Genomic DNA, 23,125 nt, shown 5'->3' on the forward strand with positions numbered 1-23,125 from the left:
GACCAGGCCAAATCCAAAAAGAAAAACGGCGAGCCGTAGCTCGCCGCTTATACTTATTTCCTTCCTACTAGAACTCCCACTGCAACAGCGTCGCCCCTACGGTGAAGCCCGCGCCGACGCTGGCGAGCAGCACCAAGTCCCCCTTTTTCAGCCGGCCATCATCCAAAGCCGTCTGCATCGCCATCGGAATCGTCGCCGCCGTTGTATTTCCATAGCGGTCAATATTGATCACCACGGCACTCTCCGGCATTCCGAGACGCTCCGCAGTCGATAGGATGATCCGTTTGTTCGCCTGATGTGGAATGAAGCATCCCAGGTCCGCCCCTGTCACTCCATTCCGGGTCAACACCGTATCCGCGGCCTCAGCCATCTTCCGCACTGCGAACTTGTAGACCGCCTGCCCATCCTGGTGGACGTAGTGCATCTTCGACGCAATCGTCTCAGCCGTAGCTGGATGCAGACTTCCACCGCCCGGCATATTCAACGCCACCGCTCCCGATCCATCCACCTCATGGAAGTAGTCGATCAGTCCTATCTCCTCGCCCTCGCAGGGCTCCAGCAGTACCGCTCCTGCACCGTCGCCGAAGATCACGCAGGTCGTCCGGTCGGTGTAGTCGATCACTGAGCTCATCACGTCTGCCCCGATCACCAGCACCTTCTTGTGCACTCCGCTCTCTACCAGCTTTGCTCCTACCTGCAGTGCGTACGGAAATCCGGAGCACGCCGCCGACAGGTCGAATCCCCAGGCGCCCTTCGCTCCCAGCTTGTCCTGCACCAGGCAGGCCGTAGCTGGAAAGAACATATCCGGCGTCACCGTCGCCACGATGATCACCTCGATCTCGCTTGGCTCGATCCCCCGCTTTGCCAGGCACGCCCGAGCAGCCTCAACGGCAAGATCGCTCGTGGCAACTCCAGGCTCCACAATGTGTCGCTCATGGATGCCGGTCCGCTCCATGATCCATTGGTCACTCGTCGCGACCATCTTCTCCAGATCTGCATTGGTCAACAGCTTAGGTGGAACATAGGCCCCAACGGAACTGATCTTTGCCCTCACCTGCACCTGCGGCTTCAACGTCAAACTCAAAATACTCACCTCATCACTATCAAGCATACAAAACTATTACAAATGAATCTCTATTCATGGCGTATATAGCTTTTCCATTGCACTCGTTCGCCGGCTAAGTTCAACGCCGACAGCTTATTGCTGAACGATGAAAAGTATTGCGCAATTCAATTGTTTGGGGAATCAGCGTCTCGTGCACGATGCCTGGAGCGCCGCTGAAGGCGGGAGATACCTCACAGCACAACCATTGCGCGGCTGAATCGGAGGCAGGTTTTAGTGCACCGGGCGACCTACTGCGCCCGCAATGACCCGTTACCGTTGCTTCCTTCCGGACCTGGCGGGATTGGCGGGATTACGTCGCGTAGGACCCGGCACTAGAGTAGTTTACCATCCAAACCGCCCCACGATCCTCTCCCCTATTCCACCGCGTATTCTGGCTGCAGCCCGCATGTCCAACCCTTCTGATCATTACCGAACGCGTCTCTATGCGACCGCCGCCGAACAGCGCATCGCCGCCCGGCGCTCCTCGGCTCTGCTGCTTCTTCTTGTGATTGCGATTCTGCTGACTGTCTTTCTCACTCTCCAGACCTTCTGGGGTTCCCTTCCGGCCTATCCCGCGTTCATCTCGGTCGTCCTGTGTGTCACTGTTCTCCCGTACCTGCTCAAGGTGCGGTACACCCACGCCTACCGTCTTACCCGCCTGCAGGATCATCTCGAAGCCGGCCTTACTCGCTCTACCGGCGAAGCTCCGCTCGCTCCCCACACAGGCGAAGAGTTCCGTGAGGCCACCCACCTCTACGACCGCGACCTCGATATCCTCGGCCCCAACTCTCTCTTCAGCCTCCTTGCTACCGTGCGCACCCATTTGGCTGAGCGTCACTTGGCCCGGGCTCTTCTTCACTTGCCTGGCCGGGACCAGAGCCTCGCCCGCCAGCAGACCATCCAGTTCTTGACCTCGCGCACCGACCTCCGCGAGAGCATCTCGCTGCTTGGCGACACCCCTGTTCACCAGATCTCTGCGACCCTCTTCGAAGCGTGGCTCGACGAGCCTGCGATCCATGCCCATCCTGTCATCCGCCCCCTGCTCCACGCCACGATGGCGCTGCTTCTCTTGGGAGTCGCCGCTGGGAGTTTTCATCTTGTCTTATGGACGACGCTCTATCCCAATTTTGCCGCCATTCTGGCCGTCCAGGCCGCGGTCGCACTCCATCTCCGCAGCCGCATTCTGCCCGTCATGGAGCGAGCCAACCGCCTCGCTGGACCCGGGGCGCTCCTGCGTCAGGGCATCGCGCTTATGCAGGCGGAGGCCTTCTCCGACCCTATACTTAGCGGACTTCAATCGAAGATCGCAGACGCTCACGCTCCCCTCTCGAAGCTCCAGACACAACTCACCCTGCTCGAACAACGCACCAAGGAGTGGTTCTATCTTCCCAGCCTCCTCTTCTGCATCGGCACTAAGGCGACCCTCGCCCTTGAGACCTGGAAGCGCGAGCACGGTCCGGCCCTCCGCCGCTGGCTGCACGCATGGGGGGAGTTTGAGACACTCAATGCGCTTGCAGCCTATGCCTATGAACACACAGCTTCCGAGGGCTATAGCTATCCTGAGATCCTGCCTCCCACGGATCCTGCCACCTTCGAGGCCACCGACCTCGCTCATCCTTTGCTTCCCGCCTCCGCCGTCCGCAACTCGATCGAGCTCGGTCCAGTACAGCGCTTCTATCTCATCAGCGGCTCCAACATGGCGGGCAAGTCGACCCTTCTGCGAACGCTCGGTCTGAACGCTGTTCTGGCTGCCCTCGGAGCACCCGTCCGCGCTACCTTCGCCCGCATCTCGCCCCTTCGGATCGGCGCTTCGCTCGCTCTCACCGACTCGCTAGCCGATGGCAAGTCCAAGTTCCTCGCTGAGGTCGAACGCCTCAGCCATATCCTCGCTCTCACTCGGGAGGGACTGCCGGTTCTCTTTCTGATCGACGAGATCTTCAGCGGCACCAACTCGCTCGACCGCCGCACCGCCGCAGGTGCCATCCTCGCCCAGCTCGTTCGCAACAGCGCCATCGGAGCCCTCTCCACTCACGATCTCACCCTCACCGAACTCGCTGACCTGGCCGACCTCCACGGCATCAATCTCCACATGGCCAGCCCCGATCCCGAGAATCCCCTGGCCTTCGATTACCTTCTCAAACCTGGCATCAACCAGACCTCGAACGCTCTGGCCATCCTGCGCATGATGGGGCTCGAAGCCTGAGACAGCCTTACCCCTTGCCGGTTCCTGCCAAAAGCCGCAAACTCACAACATCATGCGCGTTCTCGTCATTGCCTTCTTCGCTGCCGCATCCCTTACCACTCTCGCCTGGGCTACCGACGTCCACGTTCGGGTCTCACCCGATATCAAGACGGGCACCGAGGCCGTCTCCGAGTTCCCCACCATCCAGATGGCCCTCGACCACCATCCCAACGCGACCCCCAACCGCGACGGCTCTCCCGGACGCGTCTTCCTCCACATCGCTCCTGGCATCTATCACGAGCGCATCGTCATCACCCAGAATCACCCCAACATCACCCTCATCGGGACCGGATCCCGTCCGCAGGACGTTGTGATCACCAATAGTTTCAATGCCAAGCAAGCGGGCGGAACCTTTCTCACCGCTACTGTCACCGTCGAAAGCCCGGGCTTCGAGGCTGCAAACCTCACGTTTGAGAACTCCGCCGGCAATACGGGCCAGGCCGTCGCGATCGCCGTCCGCTCCGACCGCGCCATCTTCAAGCACTGCCGCTTCCTGGGCGACCAGGACACCCTCTTCGCCGACTTCGGCCGTCAGTACTATCTCGACTCCTACATCACCGGCGGAGTCGACTTCATCTTCGGCAACGCAACCGCCGTCTTCGACCGCACTGAGATCCACGAGATTCGCCCTGCCTATCTCACTGCCCAATCCCGCACCGCTCCCGACCAGACCACTGGCTACGTCATCCTGAACTCCCGCGTCACCTCAGCCTTTGTCTCAACCGACACCCCATCCGCCCGTCAAACCTTCTTCCTTGGCCGTCCCTGGCGTCCCTACTCTCGCGTCGTCGTCATGAACACCGAGCTTCCTGCCAACCTCGATCCGGCCGGATGGTCGCTCTGGTCTAAAACCGACACCGCTACCCCAGCCTTCTACGCCGAGTTCAAGAACACCGGACCCGGCGCTGCTATCTCGGCGCGGGTTCCCTGGTCCCACCAACTCACTCCACGGGAGGCGGCAGCTTACCTTCCGGCCAGCTTCCTTAACCCACGGAACCCAAAACAGGAGTTCTGGGATGCAGAGACCGAAGCAGCCAAACTTCCTTAATCGGGATGAATCTCTTAGGAAAATTAAGAAAATGCCGCCCGCATCGCCGGTCCTCGGCTATTCTCCTTTTCAGAGGTGATTATGCTGCCCACGCGACTCTCCCTCACCGCTGCTCTCATTCCTTGCCTGTTCTCTCCGTTCTGCCTCGGCCAGAGGCAGACACCTCGCGATTACCCCGGAGTTCGAGCCAACATCCCTGGAATCTTCGTCACGCCGGTCCCGAACCAGCCCTTTTCGGCGAAGCTGGACATCGTCTCCCACGAAAAACTTCCGGATGGTTCTGATGTCGTCCGCACCAGCACTGCGCATATCGCCCGCACGTCCTCAGGACGCATCTACAACGAGCGCCGCGCCCTCGTCCCCGCCAGCTTCAAGGAAGAGCCAGTCCTGCTCTCTGCCCTCATCTACGATCCCTCTTCCCGCCTTAGCATCTCTCTGGCTCCCTTCACCCGGCTGGCTCGCGAGACCATCCTCAATCAGACTCCGACTCCTCCGCCCAATACCGTTCCCGCTAAAGCCGCTCCCGCAAATCGTTTCTATAAGGAAGAGAACATCGGCACTCAGCCCCTGGGTGCCCTGACTCTGCGCGGTATTCGTAAATCCCGCACCATCCCTGCAGAGATGAGTGGAACGGGCCAAGAGGTTGTCGTCGTCGACGAATACTGGTACTCCCCCGACCTCACCATCTACATGATCATCAAGCACAACGATCCTCGCACCGGCGAGCAGATCGTCGCTGTCTCCGATGTAAATCGCCACGAGCCCGACGCTGCTCTCTTCACCGTTCCGGCAAACTACAAGATAGTGGACGAGACTCCGACTCCACCCATGGCATTGACTCCAGCCACCCCTTGATCATCTGCAGTTCTCCCGGTACTCTGGCAGCCGCACCGTTTGCCAGGTATTCACGGCTCTGGAGAACTCAAGCATGTCTCGTTTCCAAAACCTGCCCTTGTCCCTTTTGCTCGTCGCCGCTGTCTCGGCGCAGTCTTCTATTGCTCAGACCGCCGCCGCTCCCGTCCAGTTGACCGCAGAGCAGGACCATCAGCGCCTCATGGATACTCTCCACATCACCACCCTTCGCGCTGGAGCCGACGCCCACAATCCTGCGGCCCCCAACGCCGTGAACTATGACGAGTCCAAGGCTAACCCCTACGTCTCGCTCCCCGATCCTCTAACCCTCAACGATGGCAAGAAGGTCACCTCCGCCCGAGTCTGGTGGTCTCAACGCCATCCGGAGCTGGTCGAGCTCTTCGACCGCGAGGTGATCGGCCGCGTCCCTGCCCATACTCCGAAGGTGACTTGGCAGGTCGTGAGCACCTCCCACGACACCCAGGACGGCATCCCCACCCTCACCAAACACCTCCTCGGCCACGTCGATAACTCCGCCTACCCGGCCATCACCGTCGACATCCGGATGACCCTTACCACGCCAGCAAACGCGACTCACGTTCCTGTCATCCTCGAGTTCACCTTCGAGAACTACCCCCGCCGCACCCCCGCGCCCAGCACTGCAACTCCGCCACCACCGCCTCCACCCGTTCCGGCGGGCCCTAGTTGGAAGCAGCAGCTCCTGGCCAAAGGCTGGGGATATGCTCTCCTCGAACCCACCACCATTCAGGCCGACAACGGAGCAGGCCTCACCCAGGGCATCATCGGTCTCTGCAATCATGGCCAGCCCCGTAAGCCCGATGACTGGGGTGCTCTCCGCGCCTGGGCCTGGGGTGGCAGCCGTGCGCTGGATTACTTTGCCACCGATAAAGACGTGGATGCGAAGCACGTCGGTGTCGAAGGCCACTCCCGCTTCGGCAAGACCGCCCTCGTCGCCATGGCCTATGAGCCGCGCTTCGTCGTCGCTTACGTCAGCTCGTCCGGGGCCGGCGGAGCGACCCTCGCCCGCCGTCACTTCGGCGAACAGCTTGAAAACGTAGCCGCTGCCAACGAATACCACTGGATGGCCGGCAACTACATCAAATACGCCGCTACCCTTACCCCTCAGGACATGCCCGTAGACATGCACGAACTCATCGCCCTCTGCGCTCCCCGCCCCGTCTTCATCGGCGGAGGAGCCACGGAAGGCGACGGCTGGGCTGACGCTCACGGTACCTTTATCGCCGAGGTTGCGGCGGGCCCTGTCTATCGTCTGCTCGGCAAACGGGATCTCGGCACTACCGTCTATCCCACTATCGAAACCCCGCTTATCGCCGGCGACCTCGCCTTCCGGCAGCACAGCGGCGGTCACACCCCTGCCCCCAACTGGCCGACCTTCATCACCTTCGCCACTCCCTACCTCAAGTCACCGTCTTATTAGCTCACCCAAGTTCCAAACTGAAACTGACACAGAAGGACTCAGACTCCCGATTCGGGAGTCTGAGTCCTTTGTTAGGTCTTATTCGGTATCGCAAGCCACGTATACGCATGAAATTCCATGCGTATACTATGCTAAGCAGCCGGAGTTGACCATGATTGACCTTAGAGAAGTGCGTTCCGTTACCGACTTTCAACGCCACGCCAAGGAATACGTCGGCAAGCTCAAAGATTCGAAGACGCCTCTTGTTCTTACCGTCAACGGTCGGGCCGAACTCGTCGTTCAGGACGCCGCTTCTTACCAGCAGCTTCTCAACCGCCTCGAAGAACTTGAAACCATTGCAGCCATCCGTGTCGGGATCAATCAGGCGCACCAAGGCAAAACAAAACCTGCCCGTGTTGCCCTCAAGCAGTTGGGTTCGAAACTTGGTCTTTGAAGTCGTAATTACTGATGCAGCTCTTGCCGATGCCGAAGATTATGTTACCTTTATCCGGACGGAGCAAGAAGAGCCTTCGGCTGCGGAACGTTGGTGGAACGGTCTGCTCGAAGCTATCTTTTCGTTGGAGCAGATGCCCGAACGCTGCGCACTAATTCCTGAGCGCAGTCATTTTTCCGAAGATCTGCGCCATCTCATCTACTTTTCCCACCGAATCATCTTCTCCGTCACCTCGAATGAGGTCGTAATCCTCCGCATCTACCACGTCTCACGTCAGCCAATCCGATAATTTACCCAGAAAATTGCTAGAATAGAAGGCTGTGACTCCCCCCGCTACTCTCGATCAGCCAACTGTCGTCCCCGCAATCGCGACCCGCCCCAAGATTGGCTTCGTCTCTCTCGGCTGCCCCAAGAACCTCGTCGACTCGGAGGTCATGATGGGTCTCCTCCACCAGGCTGGCGGCGAGCTCACCCCCAACGCCGAAGACGCCGAGATCATCGTCATCAACACCTGCAGCTTCATCGATTCTGCTAAGCAGGAGTCCGTCAACACCATTCTCGAGATGGTCCAGCACAAGCAACAGAACGGCGGCAAGGCCCAGCGCATCGTCGTCGCCGGCTGTCTCGTGGAGCGGTACCGCGACGAGATCCAGAAGAACATCCCAGAAGTAGACGCCGTGGTCGGAACCGGAGAGCTCGAGGCCATCCTCACCGCCGCCGGTCTCACCCCGCAGGTCGCTGCCCCGTCGAACTCTCCCTTCAACATCCTGGTCTCCCGCGCCCCCAGCGCCGTGCACCAGCACTCCCATCCCACCGAAGTAGGCGCGCAGCTAGCCCCCACGACCAGCCGTCCCGAAGGCGACGCCCGCGAGCAGCAGGGCCGTTTCTCCCGCGCCGCATGGGATGGAGCTACCGCCGCCCTGCCTGAGTACCTCTACTCCGACGAGACCCCACGCATCCTCTCCGGTCCTCGCGCCTCGGCCTACATCAAGATCGCCGAAGGCTGCGATCATCCCTGCAGCTTTTGCATCATCCCCCAGCTTCGCGGCAAGTTCCGCTCCCGCCGTATCGGCTCTATCGTCGCCGAGGCCCAGAACCTCATCGCCCAGGGCGTCCGCGAGATCACTCTCATCGGCCAGGACACCACCTGCTACGGCGAGGACCTCGGCCTTAAGGACGGCCTCGCCGACCTCCTGGATGCCCTTGCACCTCTTCCCGGCCTCCGCTGGCTCCGCTTCCTCTACGCCTACCCCAACAAGGTCACCACGCGCCTCCTGGAGACCATCGCGAAGCACGACACCATCGCCAAGTACCTCGACGTTCCCCTCCAGCACGCCAGCCCCAGCGTTCTGAAGCGCATGAAACGTGGCGGTACCCCCGATCTCTTCCTCAAGCTCATCGAAAAGGCTCGCGCCATCGTTCCTGGCATCGTCTTGCGCACCAGCTTCATCGTTGGCTTCCCGGGCGAGACCGAATCTGACTTCGAGGCGCTCTGCGGCTTCATCACCGCCGCCCAGATCGACTGGCTCGGCGTCTTCACCTACTCCGACGAAGAGGGCGCTGCCGCCTTCAACCTCGAGGCCGAACTCAAGGTACCAAAGCGGACCATCGAGGCTCGTCGCCGCAAGTTGATGAAGCTCCAACAGAAGATCAGCACCCGCACCAAGAAGCGCTGGATTGGCCGCGAGATCGATCTCCTGGTCGAAGGCGAATCCGAAGAGACGGAACTCCTCTGGCAGGGACGCACTCCCCTCCACGCCCCCGAGATCGACGGCAAGGTACTCATCAACGACTTCGGACCCCACGAGACCCTCGTCCCTGGTACCTTCTACCGCGCCCTCATCACCGAGTCCCACGACTACGACGTAGTGGCTCGCATCCTCGAGTAGCTGATTGGGGCGGGAGTTTGCATCTGCTCAACTCCCGAATCAAGCTCCTAACGAGCCTCCACGACCACCGGTACTCCGTTCTTCGGACGTAACGTCAGCCAGGCATCCGTCTCTATCTTTGCTCCGGGTGCGAGCCTGAAGCGGAAGCGTGAGAGCATCACGGCGAGTCCCAGCACCAGCTCCGCCATTGCGAAGTGCTGAGCGACACAGCTTCGGGATCCACCCCCAAACGGGAAATAGCTGAACTTCGGCCTGCGCGATCCATCACTCCAACGATGTGGCTGGAAGGAGTCTGGGTCAGAAAACCAGCGCGGATCCCGATGGATCCTCTGAACACAGATCCAAATTTTGGTTCCCGCATCGACGGGCACGTCACCCACCATCGTGTCGTGGATCGTATCGCGGCCCAGGCTCCACAGAGGGGGATACAGCCTGACCGTCTCCTGAACCACCGCATTGAGGAACTTCAGGCGCGGATAGTCTTCCGGCGTTACCTCACGTCCGTTCGTCACTGCAGCGATCTCTGCCGCAGCCTCCTCCTGGAACTCAGGATGCTGTGCCAGCAGCGCCACCGCCCAGGAGAGCGCCACCGCAGACGTCTCCTGGCCCGCCACAAACATGGTGATCACTTCGTCGTGAACGTACTGATCCGACATTACCTCACCGTGCTCGTCCTTCGTACCCAGCAATACGCCCATCAGGTCTTCGCTGTCACCGCCTTGCAGTCGACGCTCGGCGATCATGCTGTACACCGAGGTCGTGATGTCCTTTACCGCCCGGTTCCAGCGCCTGCTGCGCGGGAGCGGGAGCTTGCGCCACAACGAAAGATAAAGCACCTCTGGGCCGAGGTTTTCATAGACGATCGGAACCGAATTCGCAATCACCTTTGCATTCGCGCCCTTATCTTCTCCGAACGTCACCTCGCAGATAACGTCTGTGGCAAATCCGAGCATCTCCTTGAAGACGTCGAAGGACTCTTTTGGCCGCCACCGTCCGGTCCTTTCCCTCATGCGCTCCACCATCGTCCAGGAGTACCGCATGACGCGATCGTGGTGGAACGCCGGCTGCATCACCCGCCTTTGACTTCGCCAGCGCTCACCCTCGCTCGAATAGAGACCGTCGCCAAAGACCGCCCGCAGACTCTTCACCTCCGCCGAGCGACCAAAATGCTCGGCGTTATGAATGAGGACTGCCTCAACATCGCTGGGGTTTGTAAGCAAAAGGACGCGCTTCCTTAAAACACGAAGCTCGACGATATCCCCATATCGCTTTACTGTATCGGCGAAGAACTCGATGGGGCTTTTGTGCAACTGTAAGGCAACCCCGATTCCTGGAAGGCCGCGAAGCACTGGTATCGGCTTGGCTGACTCAGTCTCTGCGTAGACTGGTGCTGCATGTAATCTTTCCATGGAGATCAAACTCTACAGATCTCTTTTTATTCCCACCCTGCGAGGGCAATCATGTTGAAAATTTGTTCGGCTTCCATTGGAAGCAACAGCCGTCTATTAACGTGCTATGGACGAGCGCTAGGACGAGCATAGATATGGGAAAGCCTGGCTTAGAAACGAGAAGAAGCAGCTCTTTATTGAGAGACGCTTGGCAGCCGCCACGCAAACAGAACTCCGCCGCTACTCGTCAGCACGACCTGATGGCCATCCAATTCGTAGGTAATAGACGGGCTTTGGATATGCGAACCTGAACCCGCATGCCAGAGGGTCTTTCCAGTGCTTGTATCCAGCGCGAGAAAGTTCCCAGCCGCATCGCCAGTGAAGGTGAGTCCGGAGTCGGTCGTCATCACTCCGGCACCCGAACGGCCGTCACCCAGCTCATGGCTCCACCGAATCTTTCCGGTCTGGTAATCGATCGCCTCGAGAACGCCTTTGCTCCACAGACTATAGTCCGCCCCAGCCCAGCCATAAGTCCCATCAGCAGGCTTCGCAAAGTAGAGGCTATAGCTAGGCGCGGCGCTCACGATAAAGAGTCCCGTCTTCGGATCGAAGCTTGGAGATCGATAGTTGGTAAGCCCTCCCTCATCGGGAGCAATCAACCGCCCATCCGGCGCGGGCTCCTTCGCGGGATTCGGAATCGGACGTCCCTCTTTATCGATGCCCAGGGTCCAGTTCACAGGTCCAAAAGTAGTCGTTAGAAGATTTTTACCATCCGTTCGATCAAGCACAAAGAAGTGACCGTTCCGCGACGCTTGCATCAGCATCTTGCGCGGCTTGCCATGGAAGTCTCCATCCACCAGCACAGGGACCTCGACGGCATCCCAGTCATGCGTGTCATGTGGCGAAGGCTGGAACGCCCAGACCAGCTTTCCGGTCTCGGGATTCAAAGCCACGATGCTGCAGGTATAGAGATTGTCTCCCGGCCTCGGTTTGCCGTTCAGGACCGGCGTCGGATTCCCCGTTCCCCAATACACCAAGTTCAGGTCAGGATCGTAGGTTCCAGTCATCCAGACGTTTCCACCAGTAGTTTTGTTGGGTGTACCCACGGGTAAAGTAGCGTCCCACTGCCACTGGGTCGCTCCCGTCTCAGGATTAATCGACCGGACGAAGCCTTGCAGATTATCGAAGTCGCCCGAGGCCCCTACCAACACATGATCGCCAACGATAAGGGGAGCCATCGTCGACCATTGCCCCTTCGATGAGTCCGCAACCACGACGTCCCATCTCACCTTGCCATCCTTCGGATTGATCGACAGCAGGTGTGCATCCGAAGACATGTAGTAGAGCCATCCTTTATAGATGCTCACGCCTCGTTGGCCGATATGAAAGGCCTTGTTAGGAGGCGCCGTATAACGCCAGATCTGATGGCCTGTCCGCGCATCGATGGCCCAGATATTATCCGGAACGGTGAAATATAGGATTCCATCGATCAGAATCGGTGTCGCTTTGATAATGGCGGCTTGCTCCGTCTGGAAAGCCCACGCCAGCGTAAGGTCCTTCACATTCTTTGGAGTGATCTCCACGAGCGGGCTATGGCGCCTTCCTGAATAGTCTCCGTGGTATGCGGGCCAGCTATCCTTCGGCGGACGCGTGAGCATCGCGCGATCCACATTCTGCGCCTCAAGTGCTTGCGGGAGCCGGACTGCAAGCAGCGCAATCGCGCTAAGTAGAAGAGCACCCTTCAACAATCTCATATCGACGTGGACCTTTCGGGGCGGTTGAATCAGCTTGCCTGAGCGCCTAGTGCAGTGTCTGTATATATGCCATCAGGTTGTGAATGTCGTCATCGGTGTACTTATCGAAGAGCTCAATATGAGCCTTTGCCGGAGCGTCCACCTTGTATTTCACCTTGACGATAGGCCACGACCGGTAAACCCCCGTCGAGTCAATCAATGCGACGGTGAACTCGTCCAGGTACGCCAATTGGCCCGTCAGCTCCGGTCCAGCAGATGGAGTTACCGTCACCTTGGACTTCGCGTCCCTTGGGTATAACATCTGCTGCTCAAGCTTCAGCCCCTGGTAACGCGTGGCCACTCCAGCGAGATCGCCGGTAGGCGAGTGGCAGGTAGCGCAGCCCCCAGCTCCATTGAAGTACTTCTTCCCGGCCTCGAGATCCCCGGTTTGGAGATCGGAGACATCCACGCCTTTCCGGGTTCCCGTCTGGGCCATGGCCTTGTCCTGCTGAGAGTGCACGAAGGCCACTAGGCTGGTGATCTCCTGATCGGAGAGCCCGAAGCGAGGCATTCCCTTGTCCGGTCGCCCGTTTCGTATCACTTCGCCGATCTTCTCGCCCTTCATATCTGTACTCACGAGCTTGGAGCGGGTAAGGTCTGGACCACTCTCACCACCGCCTGCGTCTTTACCGTGACAAAACGCACAATTTTGCTGGAAGAGCGATCCCCCAGCTTCAATCACCAGGGGCGTATAGGTCTCATGCACCGGCATTGGACCTTGAGAGCCGACCGTCGATGGAGCTCTTCGCGGAGCCGCCGGGTCTTGCCCACAAGCAAGCGAAACACTTGCAGCCCACACCGCCGCGCTCAACATAACCTTCCCAGGTAAATCCCATTGACCGAACTTCATCGGATGCCATTACCCCACAAAATCGAATTGGTGGTCTTTTTTCTCGGAACCACCACACTACCTCTAGAAGCGCAGAGTTACAAGCATCTCTGCCGCTCTCAAAACATTAATGAGCGTTCGAACCATACGCCTGGCAGACTCAAGGCGAAAGGAACGATGCAACTTTACAAAAAGTTGCGGAGACCGAGGCACAACGCGATTCGCACACAGCACGGCATCCACTCTTTATTATTCGTCGCAAACTATAACGGGTGCGCGGAAACAGTGTCAACATGTGGACCGAAGCAGGAAGATACTACGATCCGCTTTTCTTGCAATCCACGCGCCTCGAAGCTGGAAGGATCGAATAGAATGCCCAGTCTTTTCGCAGACTATGTTCCCCCGTCGAAATAAATAGGAGTATTTACATTCCTGCGTATTGACAGTGAATCCAGCCGACGTGTAAAACCGTCTTCCGATATCTTAGCGACCATTGCTCCATTTGTACCGGTGTGTCCGTAACTCTGCGGCAAGTGTAAGTACGCCTCCAAGAGCGCAAGGAAGATAGAAGCAAATATCCCCCAAGTCCTCTCTTCAGAGCTCCTGCACAACCTCGACTCACGGCTAAGACGTATCGAAATAAAAGCTCTATCTGAAGAACCTATCTCGGAGCAGCAACCTCATGAAGAAGTTTCTCTGCCGCACTATCCTCGGCATCCTTTGCCTTCTCGGCCTTCCATCCTTTGCAGCTACTCCTATCCACGTCATGATCCTCGACGGCGAGAGTGCCGCCTCGTATCACAAATGGAAGGTGGTCACGCCAATCCTGAAGAAGGAACTCGACGAGGTTGGGCTCTTTGATGTGGACGTTGTGACTGCACCTCCCGCAGGCGGTGACTTCAGCGCCTTCCATCCGGATTGGGGCAAATATAAAGTAATCGTCTTCAACTACGACGCTCCAGAAGATCGCTGGCCTGCGGAACTGAAAGCCTCCTTTGAAAAGTACATAAAAGATGGCGGCGGTCTCGTTAGCGTACACGCCTCGGACAATGCCTTCGGCGGCTGGCAGGAGTTCAACGAGATGATCGGCGTCGGCGGCTGGCGTGGACGAAACGAAAAGTCCGGACCCCATTGGTTCTACAAGGACGGCAAACTCACATCGGACGACAGCCCGGGCCGTGCCGGAAGCCACGGCCCTCGCCTGCCTTTCAAGGTGACGGTTCAAGACTCAGAACACCCGATCACCAAAGGACTGCCTAAAACCTGGATGCACCAGGGCGACGAGCTCTATTCCAACCTGCGCGGCCCCGGCAAAAATATGACGGTCCTGGCAACCGCTTACTCCGATCCGGCAAACCATGGCACTGGCCTCGATGAGCCGCAACTCATGGTCCTCTCCTACGGCAAAGGACGCATCTTCCACACCGCCTATGGCCACGACGGACTCGCCCTCAGCTCTGTAGATGCAATCGTCACCTTTCAGCGTGGTGTGGAGTGGGCTGCGACCGGAAAGGTCACCCAGCGCGTTCCAACCTCCTTCCCTACCGCCGATACCGTCAGCTATCGAACCGACATCGCAGCCATGGACCCCAACTACGCCAAAGGGATGAACCCCATGGATCTACCCGTTCCGCCCCCACCCGCACGAGGCGGGCTCTCCACCCCGGCAGGAACACCCCCCGCTTCTGCTCCAGCCCCTACTCCACAACACTGAGTTACCGAGAACAATCCGGGCATCCATTACTCCGCCAGTCCATGGCTTGCGTAGGAAATTGTGCGCATTTCAACAAGCGGAAGAGATGGTAGAGAATAGAAAGAACTTGTAGTACGGAGATCAGGCATGAAGACAATGAAGGGACCCGCTCTGTTTCTGGCCCAGTTTGCTGGTGACGTCGCACCGTTTAATAATCTTGATTCAATCGCCGAATGGGCTGCGGGACTAGGCTACAAGGGCGTCCAGATTCCTACCTGGGACTCTCGTTTCTTCGATCTGAAACTCGCCGCCGAAAGTCAAAGCTACTGCGATGACCTGCTCGGCACCCTCGCCAAACAAGGCGTCGAACTCACCGAGCTGTCGACCCACCTCCAGGGCCAACTCGTCGCCGTTCACCCCGCATACGACTCGCTCTTCGATAGCTTTGCCCCCGAGGCCGTCCGAAACAATCCTCCCGCCCGCCAGGCCTGGGCCGTAGAACAACTACACTTCGCAGCCAAGGCGTCAAAGAACCTCGGATTGAAGTGTCATGCGACCTTCTCCGGTGCACTGGCGTGGCCCTATCTGTATCCCTGGCCGCAGCGTCCCAATGGGCTGGTAGAGGCCGCCTTCCAGGAGCTCGCGGATCGCTGGAAGCCGATCCTCGACGTCTTCGACGAGCACGGCGTGGACGCCTGCTTCGAGGTCCACCCCGGCGAAGATATTCATGATGGCGCCTCCTTCGAGATGTTTCTCGATCTCCTGAATGGCCATCCCCGCTGCAACCTTCTCTACGATCCCAGCCACTTCGTCCTGCAGCAACTCGACTACCTCGCCTACATCGATCTCTATCATGCGCGGATCAAGATGTTCCACGTCAAAGACGCCGAGTTCAATCCCACTGGCCGTCAGGGCGTCTACGGGGGCTTTCAATCCTGGGTCAATCGTGCCGGCCGCTTCCGCTCCCTGGGAGACGGTCAGGTGGACTTCGGCGGCATCTTCTCCAAGCTTACCCAATACGGCTACGAAGGCTGGGCCGTCATGGAGTGGGAGTGCTGCATCAAGAGCTCCGACCAGGGCGCAAAGGAAGGCGCTCCTTTCATCGCCAGCCACATCATCCAGGCCGCCGGGCGCGCCTTCGACGACTTCGCCGACGCCAAGACCGACTCCGCCGCAATCCGCAAACTACTCGGCCTCGAGGTCTAAAGCTCGTAGAGCTTCATGCCTACCGCGACCATCATCGGCTCTGGACCAAACGGCCTTGCGGCGGCCATCACCATGGCTGCCGCCGGTGTCTCTACCAAGGTCTTCGAGCGTAACCCACAGATCGGCGGCGGATGCTCGACCGCCGAGATCACACTACCCGGCTTCCGCCACGACCTCGGCTCCTCTGTCTATCCCATGGGGGTCGCAAGCCCCTTCTTCCGATCCCTCCCCATCGAGATCCCCTGGATCGAGCCGCCCGCCGCCTGCGCTCATCCCCTTGATGATGGCACCGCCATCCTGCTCGAGCACTCCATCGCCGACACCCTCACCAACCTCGACGCCGCCGACCGACAGACCTACAGGTCCCTCATGCAACCCCTCGTCGACCACCTTTCTGAACTTCTCGAAGAGGTACTCGGCCCAATCCTGCACCTCCCCCGCCATCCTCTCCTCCTCGCCCGCTTTGGAGTCTCGGCACTTCTACCCGCCGCATTTCTGGCCCGGACCCGCTTCCGAGGGCCACGCGCTAGAGCCCTCTTCGCTGGCGTGGCAGCCCATTCCGTCCTTCCTCTCGAAGCTCCCACCTCGGCAGCAGTCGGCCTTCTGCTCATGGCAGCCGGACACGCCAGCGGCTGGCCCATCCTGAGAGGCGGTGCCCAGACCCTCACAGACGCCCTCGCCCGCCACCTCGAATCCCTGGGTGGGCACGTCCAGGCCGATCACGAGGTCACTACCCTCCCCACATCCGACGTCATCCTCGCCGACATCACCCCCCGCCAGCTTCTCAGCATCGCCGGCACCGATCTTCCATCCGCCTACCGCAAGCAGCTCGAGCGCTTCCGCCACGGCGCTGGCTCCTTCAAGATCGACTATGCCCTCAGCTCCCCCATCCCCTGGACCGCCTCAGAATGCCTCCGCACCGCCACCGTCCACCTCGGCGGTACGCTCGAAGAGATCGCCTCCTCGGAGCGCACCTTCACCTCCGGCAGACCCTTCGTCCTGCTAACTCAACCCAGCCTCTTTGATTCCACCCGCGCTCCCACCGGACAACACACAGCCTGGGCCTACTGCCACGTACCCAACGGCAGCACGCTCGACCACACCGACCTCATCGAACGCCAGATCGAGCGCTTCGCGCCCGGCTTCCGCGACTGCATCCTGGCCCGCGTCATTTCGCCCCCCGCCGCTCTCGAACGCTGGAATCCAAACTTCATAGGGGGAGACCTCTCAGGCGGCGCCATGAGCCCCTCTCAAATCCTCTTCCGGCCCACGCCGTCTCTCTACAGCACCCCACGGAAAGGTCTCTTCCTCTGCAGCGCTTCCACGCCCCCCGGAGGCGGTGTCCACGGCATGGCGGGCTTCCACGCAGCCCGAGCCGCCCTAAAGTATCTGCTCTAGACACCTACACCGCTGACCCGAAGCCCTCCGGCACCTTCGCACTCACTGCAAACTCACGCTCCATCGCAAGCCCCACCCGCCCGATCGTCCCCTCGTCGAAAAACCTCCCGATCAGCGTAACGCCATGCGGCACCGTCCGTGGAGGATCGAACTTCGGCAAAGGATGCGCCGGATCGGGAGCCCAATCGCTCCGAGCCTGAGCTACCTGCACAAACCCCGCCCGCAACGTCAACGACGGATGCCCCGTAAAGTTGGAGATCGTCAGCATCTCATCCCGCAGACCAGGCACCAGCAGTAGGTCGACCTCCCCCATTACCCGAGCCATCTCCTGAGCCACCTTGCGGCGGAGACGATCGGCTTGCACCATATCGACGGCGGACAGAAACCGAGCCTGTCGAAACGTATTCGGCCACGCATCAGGAACCTGCGCCTTCAACTGGTCCACCCGATGATCGAGCGTCTGCTCCTCAAAGGCCGCAGCCGCCTCCGCAAACAAAATGATATTCATCGAGCCATAGGGCCAATCCGGAAGCGAGACCGGCACCGCCTTCATCCCCAGCTTATCCACTGCAGCAAGCGCGCGTCGATCCACCTCCGTCGCCGGAGCCTCCTTCATCCAACCAGGGAAATAACCCACCTTCAGCCCCTGAATGGAAGCCTTCGCGTCAAACTCCAAAGGTCTCGCCACACTCGCCAGGTCACCCGCATCCGGTCCGGAGATCGCCTTCAACACCAGCATCGCGTCCTCCACCGACCGCGTCATCGGGCCAAGCTTATCGAGCGACCAGCACAACGTCATCGCGCCACTGCGAGGCACGCGGCCAAAGGTCGGACGCAGACCCGTCAACCCACACCGCATCGAAGGACTCACGATAGAACCCTCCGTCTCCGAGCCAATCGAGAACCCCACCAACCCCGCCGCCGTAGCCGCACCCGGACCTGCCGATGAACCACTCGAACCCTCTTCCAACAGCCACGGATTCATCGTCTGTCCGCCAAACCAGACGTCATTCAACGCCAGCGCGCCTAGCGAGAGCTTCGCGACCATCACCGCTCCCGCCGTATGCAGCCGAGCCACCACCGCCGCATCCCGGCTCGGAATCCGGTCCCGATAGAACTCAGCCCCATACGTCGTCCGAATGCCCGCGGTATCCAGCAGATCCTTCCCACCCCACGGAATGCCATGCAGCGCACCACGATACTTCCCGGCAGCAATCTCTTGATCCGCCTGCCGCGCCTGCTTGATGGCGATCTCCGGAGTCACCGTGATCACGCAGCGCAGCGTCCCGTTGTACTTGGCGATCCGGTCGAGGTAGATCCGCGTCAAACGCTCCGAGGTAATCTGCTTTCGCTCAATCCACCTGGAGAGCTTCGTCACTGGCGCAAAGGCAATCTCCGCATCCGTCCCCGGCAGCGGACCCGGATCGTTCGCGGTCCTGACAAACAAATCGCGGTCCAACTCCCGGCCCTGGCCTGGCAACACAGGATTCCAGGTAGAGTACGGAACCGCGCCATCCTCCAGCGCCACCTTCCGAGGTCCGGTTCTGCGCTCATAGACCGAAGCCATCGACCGCCTCCAACTGGCTGCGGCCATCGCACGGTCCGCTGCGGTCAGCGGAGCTTGCACCAGTTTCTCAGCCTCGGCAAACGTAGCCTCGGAGACCTCCGGCCCCACCTCTGGGGAGGTTCCGAAGGCCGGAGGAGCGCCGGGAGTCGGAGTCTGCGATGCGACCAGGGCTGGGGTCTGCGCTCCAGCCTGGGCCAGTACGGTCGCACCTGCGAGAGAGAGCGAAGCCTCAGCGAGAAACTGTCTTCTTGTCCTGCGTTGGAGCTTCATCCATTCGTCCTGTCTTCAGCGCCTCAATTGGCTTTGGTGTATTCCAGCCATTTAGATAGATATCTAAATCATATCCGGCAGCCTGCACCGCAGCACACTCAGCCGCCATTAGAATCTCCATCGCCCGTACCAATTCGGCACGATCCGAATCGTCTGAGGCAATCTCCAGCAACGCAGGCAGCTGCAGCCATACCAGCAACTCTTCGAACGACTCCTTGTTCAGGTAGGTTCTGTCCCCCGACACGTTGACGCCCGTGAGCCAACGGACGTCCGGATCATTCCAGAACTCCTTGTCATGCAGCGGCGGCTTCGTCGAATCGATCGGCTGTGCAAGCAATACCCGTACCTTTGCCGCCGCTCTCCAAGTGCCCTCTCCCTCGAACCCGAAGGACGTGAACACCTCTGCCAACGCCGACCGCAACTGCAGCCGGTCGAAGATCGCCACTCGATCCACCTGCTTCGGAATGCTGTCCAGCGCAATCCAGGCAATCGCCGGAGCCCATGTGCTCTCCTGCCGAATACTGGGCTCGTAGCCAGGCAAAACATACGAGACGGATGCCGGCCACGCCGTCGAGAAATCCTTCGACAGCTCAGTAATCCGAACGGCCGCGGCGGTCAATTCTTCACATCGCTCCGCGTAGAGCCTCTTAGGATCGGCAACCACTGCAGGTTCCACCTTCGCAATCGGTTTCGGCGGCGAACTCACTAACGCCTCCGCCTTCGGGGCTACCAGCGTCTTCCGTCCCTTTACCGGCAAGCTCAAGGCAGAAAGATCAACTCCCGCCTCGCGGACATCTTCGGCAAAGCTATCGACCAGCGTCTCGAAGAAGTGTCTGCTCTGATCCACAAACGACTGCAGCCGGCTATCCAGAGCTAGCGGAACGGTCACTGAATCCAACTCCGCAGACTCCTTCACCGTCGCCTCACTCTCGGCTGGGGCCGGCTCTTCCAGCACAGACACCTCCTTCGCCTCGATAACCTCCGGCGAAGAAGCAGCCTCCACAGAGACCTCTCCTTCCGCAAACTTCTGTGCGACTTCCGCGAAAGCCTCGATATTGCCCGCACTCATCGCCTCGCGAAGCGCCCCATGCAACGGCCGCAGCCGAAGCTTCGAGAGAGCCTCCTCGACACTGTAAACACCCGCCCCGTTGAGCGCATCGCAAAGCCTGTCCCACGGCTGGAGCGTCGTAGATCGAAGCTCACGCCAGTTCAGCAACACCACATACTGATAGCCCCGTAGCTCCAGGCTCAGCCCATGCTGGTGAAACTCCGTAGCCCGCCGCAGATACTCCAGCCCTCGAGCCGTATCGCGGTACGCAACCACCATCGACTCCTCACCCGCAAGCGCGAGCGCATCCGCCAAACCCTTCTGCCGCAGCTCCCCGCTGCCTTTATCCATGTAGGCCGCGGAGCCATGAATCGTCCCGCGCGTGCCTCCATAGCTGTTGTTGTAGACAATCACCGCCCGCTCATTGCCCAGACGATTGGAGTAGGCGAAGACGTTCTCGTCCACCGCCCCGCCCTCCGTCCAAAAGTCGTACATCGCGAAGTGATGGCTCTCCGCAAACAACTTGCGATTCTTCAGCAGGGGCGCAATCTCATGCTGATGCCGCGCAACCAGTCCCTCGTTCGGATACTCGTCCATCCGCGCCCGCTTGAACTCCATGCCGTAGCGCTCGGTGTAACCCTCGACCTGCCCATGCCCAAACATCGGCAGACCTGGCAGCGTCGCCAGCAGAGTTGAAACTCCAAAATATTTGTCTCCCGAGCCGAACTGATCGATCGCCGTCCGCTCATCCGGGTTACTCATGAAGCTCACATACCGCTTCAAGATGTCCGGGTCGAACTCGATCGTCTTCTTCAGGTAAGACCGGTACTTCGCATTCTCCTCGTCCCGCAGCATGTTCATGAACGCGCTGTTGTACACGCGGTGCATGCCCAGCGTTCTTACGAAATACCCCTCCAGCAGCCAGAACGCCTCAGCCAGCAGCAGAGTCCCCGGAACCTCCACCGCCACGCGATCGACCACCTCGCGCCAGAACTCATTCGGCATCAGCGCATCGAACTCCTCCTGCGTCATGGCATTCTCGGCGCGTGACGGAATGGAGCCTCCGGCACCCGGCAATGGAAACCAAAGCCGCTGCACATGCCGCTTCGCCAGCACCATCGCCGCGTCGAAACGAATGATCGGGAACATCCGCGCCACATGCAGAATGGTCTGGATAATATGCTCCCGCACATCGGCCTTCGAGTAGTCGAGCTGCGCCGTATCGTTCCACGCAAACGTCGTCCCATCGTTGCCGTGATACACGTACCGCGTCGTCTGCTCCCGATGATGCCTTAGACGAAATACGACAGCGGCGTCCGTCTGGTCGTAGTAGTGGTCCTCGATCTTGATCTCGACCCGGCTATCCGTCGACAGATCCGGCCCTTCAAAGCGGTACACCGGAAAGGGGCACTCCCAGCGGGAAAGAAACCAGTCGGGATGCTCGATCACCCATGTAGCGTCGATGCCGACGTGGTTCGGCACCATATCGCTGGCCAGCCGGATTCCACACGCCGCAGCCCGGTCCCGTAGATGCTCATACGCGCCATAGCCGCCCAGATCCTCCGCGATGTCGTAGTCCTTCAGCGAATACGCAGACGCCACCGCATCGTTGTCGCCACGCAGACGCTTGATCGTCCTCGATGCGGTGCTTCTCTCCCATAGCCCGATCAGCCACAGGCCCGTCATCCCCCGGCTCGCCAGCAGCTTCAGCTCCTCGTCCGGAATCTGGTCCAGTCGATGAATATGCCGCTGATACTTCTTCGACAACTGCTCCAGCCAGACATAGGTGCTCTTCGCGATCAGCACCACATTCGGCATCCACGCCTGATCCTGCGTGAAAGCCTCATACTCATTCAGCGGAGCCTGATAATCGGCAGCATAGCGCCGATGCCTTACCCCATCCGGCCCAATAAAAAACTCGCCCTCACCCTCCCGGGCGAAGTCCTCATCGAAGCCAACAAACTCATCCCCAACAAACCCCTCGCCACCCCAACCCGGAGCCCCATGCCGATGCCAGTCCGGCCCCGGCGGATGAAAGCGCATCCAGATAGCAAGGTCTTCCTCACGTAGAACATCCACGGCCAGCAGCACCCTCCGCAGATCCTGCCCCAGGAGCTTCGTCCACTGCACTCGAATGTAGTCCAGCTGCCCGGTCAAAGAATCTGGTGAAGCCAAAAACGGCGCTCGCAGCGCATCCAGCAGACTCCCCACCTCCGGATCGACCGGAGGCCGCGTCGCAAAATAATCCGGCAGCGCCGAGGTAACAGTCTGGTAGATCGTCTCCTTCTGCAGTCCAGTATCTTCAAACAGCTCCCGGAAAGGAGCGAACGCCGGATTGCTGTTCGCCAGCCAAAGCAGCATCAGCTCTTCAAGAGCCGCCTCCCGGTTGGGTAGCCCATCCGTCACGCCCTTCAGCCACTCCGCCGCGCTTACCTCCCCGCGATAGACCGCCACGTTAGGAAACTGCTCGGTAAAGGTCAGCAGCAGCCGTTCCATCTTCGCCGGTTCGCTCTGCCGCTCAAACCAACGAACCGCCTCCGTCAGCACCGAAGGGTCGATATCCCTGCGATAGCGAGCCACCAGGGCATGGTTCAATTCGTCGATGAGGCCAACAGCAAACAGGGCCCCGGCATTAACCACCTTCGTCGGATCAGCTCCCGCCGGACGAGCGTCATTCATCTTCTGGGCGAGTTTACGGCTGGCAGCGACATTGCCGAAGACAACGTTCCCGGTATAGCTGAACAGAAGATCGTCGACATCCAATTTCTGTCGCAGGGCCCGCGAGATATGAAGTTCCATGCAAACTACTCCTATTTTCGTCCGGTGATGCCTCTGCGCAGCCCGGCAAGGGCCGGACGACGAGCTCTGTGCATACTCAAATGTAGCTGATTCAAACGACATACCG

The 23,125-nt window shown here is 59.7% G+C and carries 16 protein-coding genes and 1 other RNA gene; 10 read left to right on the forward strand and 7 right to left on the reverse strand.

All coding sequences use genetic code 11. The features are described 5' to 3' along the window. Positions 1-67 precede the first annotated feature (67 nt). Both HB393_RS16260 and ffs read right to left on the reverse strand, forming a co-directional pair. Positions 68-1,111 (reverse strand): beta-ketoacyl-ACP synthase III, encoded by a 1,044-nt coding sequence (locus tag HB393_RS16260; RefSeq protein ID WP_213806247.1) that lies wholly within the window; start codon positions 1,109-1,111, stop codon positions 68-70. Between the two features lie 228 nt (positions 1,112-1,339). Continuing rightward, positions 1,340-1,437: signal recognition particle sRNA small type (gene ffs / locus HB393_RS16265), an RNA gene on the reverse strand. Between the two features lie 74 nt (positions 1,438-1,511). Here ffs and HB393_RS16270 point away from each other — a divergent pair. From HB393_RS16270 to rimO, 7 genes are all read left to right on the forward strand, one after another. Then, complete coding sequence (locus HB393_RS16270) at positions 1,512-3,308, forward strand: hypothetical protein (RefSeq protein WP_213806248.1); 1,797 nt, start codon at positions 1,512-1,514, stop codon at positions 3,306-3,308. Positions 3,309-3,360: 52 nt separating this feature from the next. Then, positions 3,361-4,395 (forward strand): pectinesterase family protein, encoded by a 1,035-nt coding sequence (locus tag HB393_RS16275; protein WP_213806249.1) that lies wholly within the window; start codon positions 3,361-3,363, stop codon positions 4,393-4,395. Positions 4,396-4,476: 81 nt separating this feature from the next. Further along, positions 4,477-5,250, forward strand: coding sequence for a hypothetical protein (locus HB393_RS16280; RefSeq protein WP_213806250.1), 774 nt, complete (start codon positions 4,477-4,479; stop codon positions 5,248-5,250). A gap of 73 nt (positions 5,251-5,323) precedes the next feature. After that, positions 5,324-6,706 (forward strand): acetylxylan esterase, encoded by a 1,383-nt coding sequence (locus HB393_RS16285; RefSeq protein ID WP_213806251.1) that lies wholly within the window; start codon positions 5,324-5,326, stop codon positions 6,704-6,706. A gap of 151 nt (positions 6,707-6,857) precedes the next feature. Further along, positions 6,858-7,139, forward strand: coding sequence for a type II toxin-antitoxin system Phd/YefM family antitoxin (locus HB393_RS16290; protein ID WP_213806252.1), 282 nt, complete (start codon positions 6,858-6,860; stop codon positions 7,137-7,139). Next, positions 7,129-7,428 carry a type II toxin-antitoxin system RelE/ParE family toxin gene (locus HB393_RS16295; protein ID WP_213806253.1) on the forward strand — a complete coding sequence of 100 codons (300 nt, stop codon included), beginning with the start codon at positions 7,129-7,131 and terminating at the stop codon, positions 7,426-7,428. The genes HB393_RS16290 and HB393_RS16295 overlap by 11 nt, the downstream gene beginning before the upstream one ends. 31 nt (positions 7,429-7,459) lie before the next feature. Next, a complete protein-coding gene (rimO, locus tag HB393_RS16300; RefSeq protein WP_345945245.1) occupies positions 7,460-9,028 on the forward strand; it encodes a 30S ribosomal protein S12 methylthiotransferase RimO in 1,569 nt (522 codons plus the stop codon). Positions 9,029-9,075: 47 nt separating this feature from the next. Here the strand turns inward: rimO and HB393_RS16305 are convergent, their stop codons facing one another. The 3 genes from HB393_RS16305 to HB393_RS16315 form a co-directional block, all read right to left on the reverse strand. Beyond that, positions 9,076-10,437, reverse strand: a complete 1,362-nt coding sequence (locus tag HB393_RS16305; RefSeq protein ID WP_213806254.1) for a cytochrome P450 — start codon at positions 10,435-10,437, stop codon at positions 9,076-9,078. Between the two features lie 173 nt (positions 10,438-10,610). Beyond that, positions 10,611-12,170, reverse strand: coding sequence for an acido-empty-quinoprotein group A (locus HB393_RS16310; protein ID WP_213806255.1), 1,560 nt, complete (start codon positions 12,168-12,170; stop codon positions 10,611-10,613). 46 nt (positions 12,171-12,216) lie between these two features. Next, positions 12,217-13,059 (reverse strand): cytochrome c, encoded by an 843-nt coding sequence (locus HB393_RS16315; RefSeq protein ID WP_213806256.1) that lies wholly within the window; start codon positions 13,057-13,059, stop codon positions 12,217-12,219. Between the two features lie 661 nt (positions 13,060-13,720). Here HB393_RS16315 and HB393_RS16320 point away from each other — a divergent pair. The 3 genes from HB393_RS16320 (at position 13,721) to HB393_RS16330 (ending at position 17,335) form a co-directional block, all read left to right on the forward strand. Further along, positions 13,721-14,752 (forward strand): ThuA domain-containing protein, encoded by a 1,032-nt coding sequence (locus tag HB393_RS16320; protein ID WP_213806257.1) that lies wholly within the window; start codon positions 13,721-13,723, stop codon positions 14,750-14,752. 126 nt (positions 14,753-14,878) lie between these two features. Next, positions 14,879-15,937: a sugar phosphate isomerase/epimerase gene (locus tag HB393_RS16325; RefSeq protein ID WP_213806258.1), complete on the forward strand. Its 1,059-nt coding sequence runs from the start codon at positions 14,879-14,881 to the stop codon at positions 15,935-15,937. 15 nt (positions 15,938-15,952) lie between these two features. Continuing rightward, a complete protein-coding gene (locus HB393_RS16330; RefSeq protein WP_213806259.1) occupies positions 15,953-17,335 on the forward strand; it encodes an NAD(P)/FAD-dependent oxidoreductase in 1,383 nt (460 codons plus the stop codon). A 4-nt stretch (positions 17,336-17,339) separates the two neighbouring features. Here HB393_RS16330 and HB393_RS16335 read toward each other — a convergent pair whose 3' ends face one another. After that, positions 17,340-19,172: an amidase gene (locus HB393_RS16335; protein ID WP_213806260.1), complete on the reverse strand. Its 1,833-nt coding sequence runs from the start codon at positions 19,170-19,172 to the stop codon at positions 17,340-17,342. Further along, positions 19,132-23,019, reverse strand: a complete 3,888-nt coding sequence (locus HB393_RS16340) for an alpha-amylase family glycosyl hydrolase (RefSeq protein ID WP_213806261.1) — start codon at positions 23,017-23,019, stop codon at positions 19,132-19,134. The genes HB393_RS16335 and HB393_RS16340 overlap by 41 nt, the downstream gene beginning before the upstream one ends. Between the last annotated feature and the right edge of the window lie 106 nt (positions 23,020-23,125).

Source organism: Granulicella sp. dw_53 (genome assembly GCF_018449545.1).
Classification (GTDB): Bacteria; Acidobacteriota; Terriglobia; order Terriglobales; family Acidobacteriaceae; genus Edaphobacter.

Excerpts from the sequence above, each read along its gene's own strand:
- HB393_RS16260 (WP_213806247.1), bottom strand. The coding sequence starts at position 1,111 with ATGCTTGATAGTGATGAGGTGAGTATTTTGAGTTTGACGTTGAAGCCG.
- HB393_RS16270 (WP_213806248.1), top strand. The coding sequence starts at position 1,512 with ATGTCCAACCCTTCTGATCATTACCGAACGCGTCTCTATGCGACCGCC.
- HB393_RS16275 (WP_213806249.1), top strand. The coding sequence starts at position 3,361 with ATGCGCGTTCTCGTCATTGCCTTCTTCGCTGCCGCATCCCTTACCACT.
- HB393_RS16280 (WP_213806250.1), top strand. The coding sequence starts at position 4,477 with ATGCTGCCCACGCGACTCTCCCTCACCGCTGCTCTCATTCCTTGCCTG.
- HB393_RS16285 (WP_213806251.1), top strand. The coding sequence starts at position 5,324 with ATGTCTCGTTTCCAAAACCTGCCCTTGTCCCTTTTGCTCGTCGCCGCT.
- HB393_RS16290 (WP_213806252.1), top strand. The coding sequence starts at position 6,858 with ATGATTGACCTTAGAGAAGTGCGTTCCGTTACCGACTTTCAACGCCAC.
- HB393_RS16305 (WP_213806254.1), bottom strand. The coding sequence starts at position 10,437 with ATGGAAAGATTACATGCAGCACCAGTCTACGCAGAGACTGAGTCAGCC.
- HB393_RS16310 (WP_213806255.1), bottom strand. The coding sequence starts at position 12,170 with ATGAGATTGTTGAAGGGTGCTCTTCTACTTAGCGCGATTGCGCTGCTT.
- HB393_RS16315 (WP_213806256.1), bottom strand. The coding sequence starts at position 13,059 with ATGAAGTTCGGTCAATGGGATTTACCTGGGAAGGTTATGTTGAGCGCG.
- HB393_RS16320 (WP_213806257.1), top strand. The coding sequence starts at position 13,721 with ATGAAGAAGTTTCTCTGCCGCACTATCCTCGGCATCCTTTGCCTTCTC.
- HB393_RS16325 (WP_213806258.1), top strand. The coding sequence starts at position 14,879 with ATGAAGACAATGAAGGGACCCGCTCTGTTTCTGGCCCAGTTTGCTGGT.
- HB393_RS16330 (WP_213806259.1), top strand. The coding sequence starts at position 15,953 with ATGCCTACCGCGACCATCATCGGCTCTGGACCAAACGGCCTTGCGGCG.
- HB393_RS16335 (WP_213806260.1), bottom strand. The coding sequence starts at position 19,172 with ATGAAGCTCCAACGCAGGACAAGAAGACAGTTTCTCGCTGAGGCTTCG.
- HB393_RS16340 (WP_213806261.1), bottom strand. The coding sequence starts at position 23,019 with ATGGAACTTCATATCTCGCGGGCCCTGCGACAGAAATTGGATGTCGAC.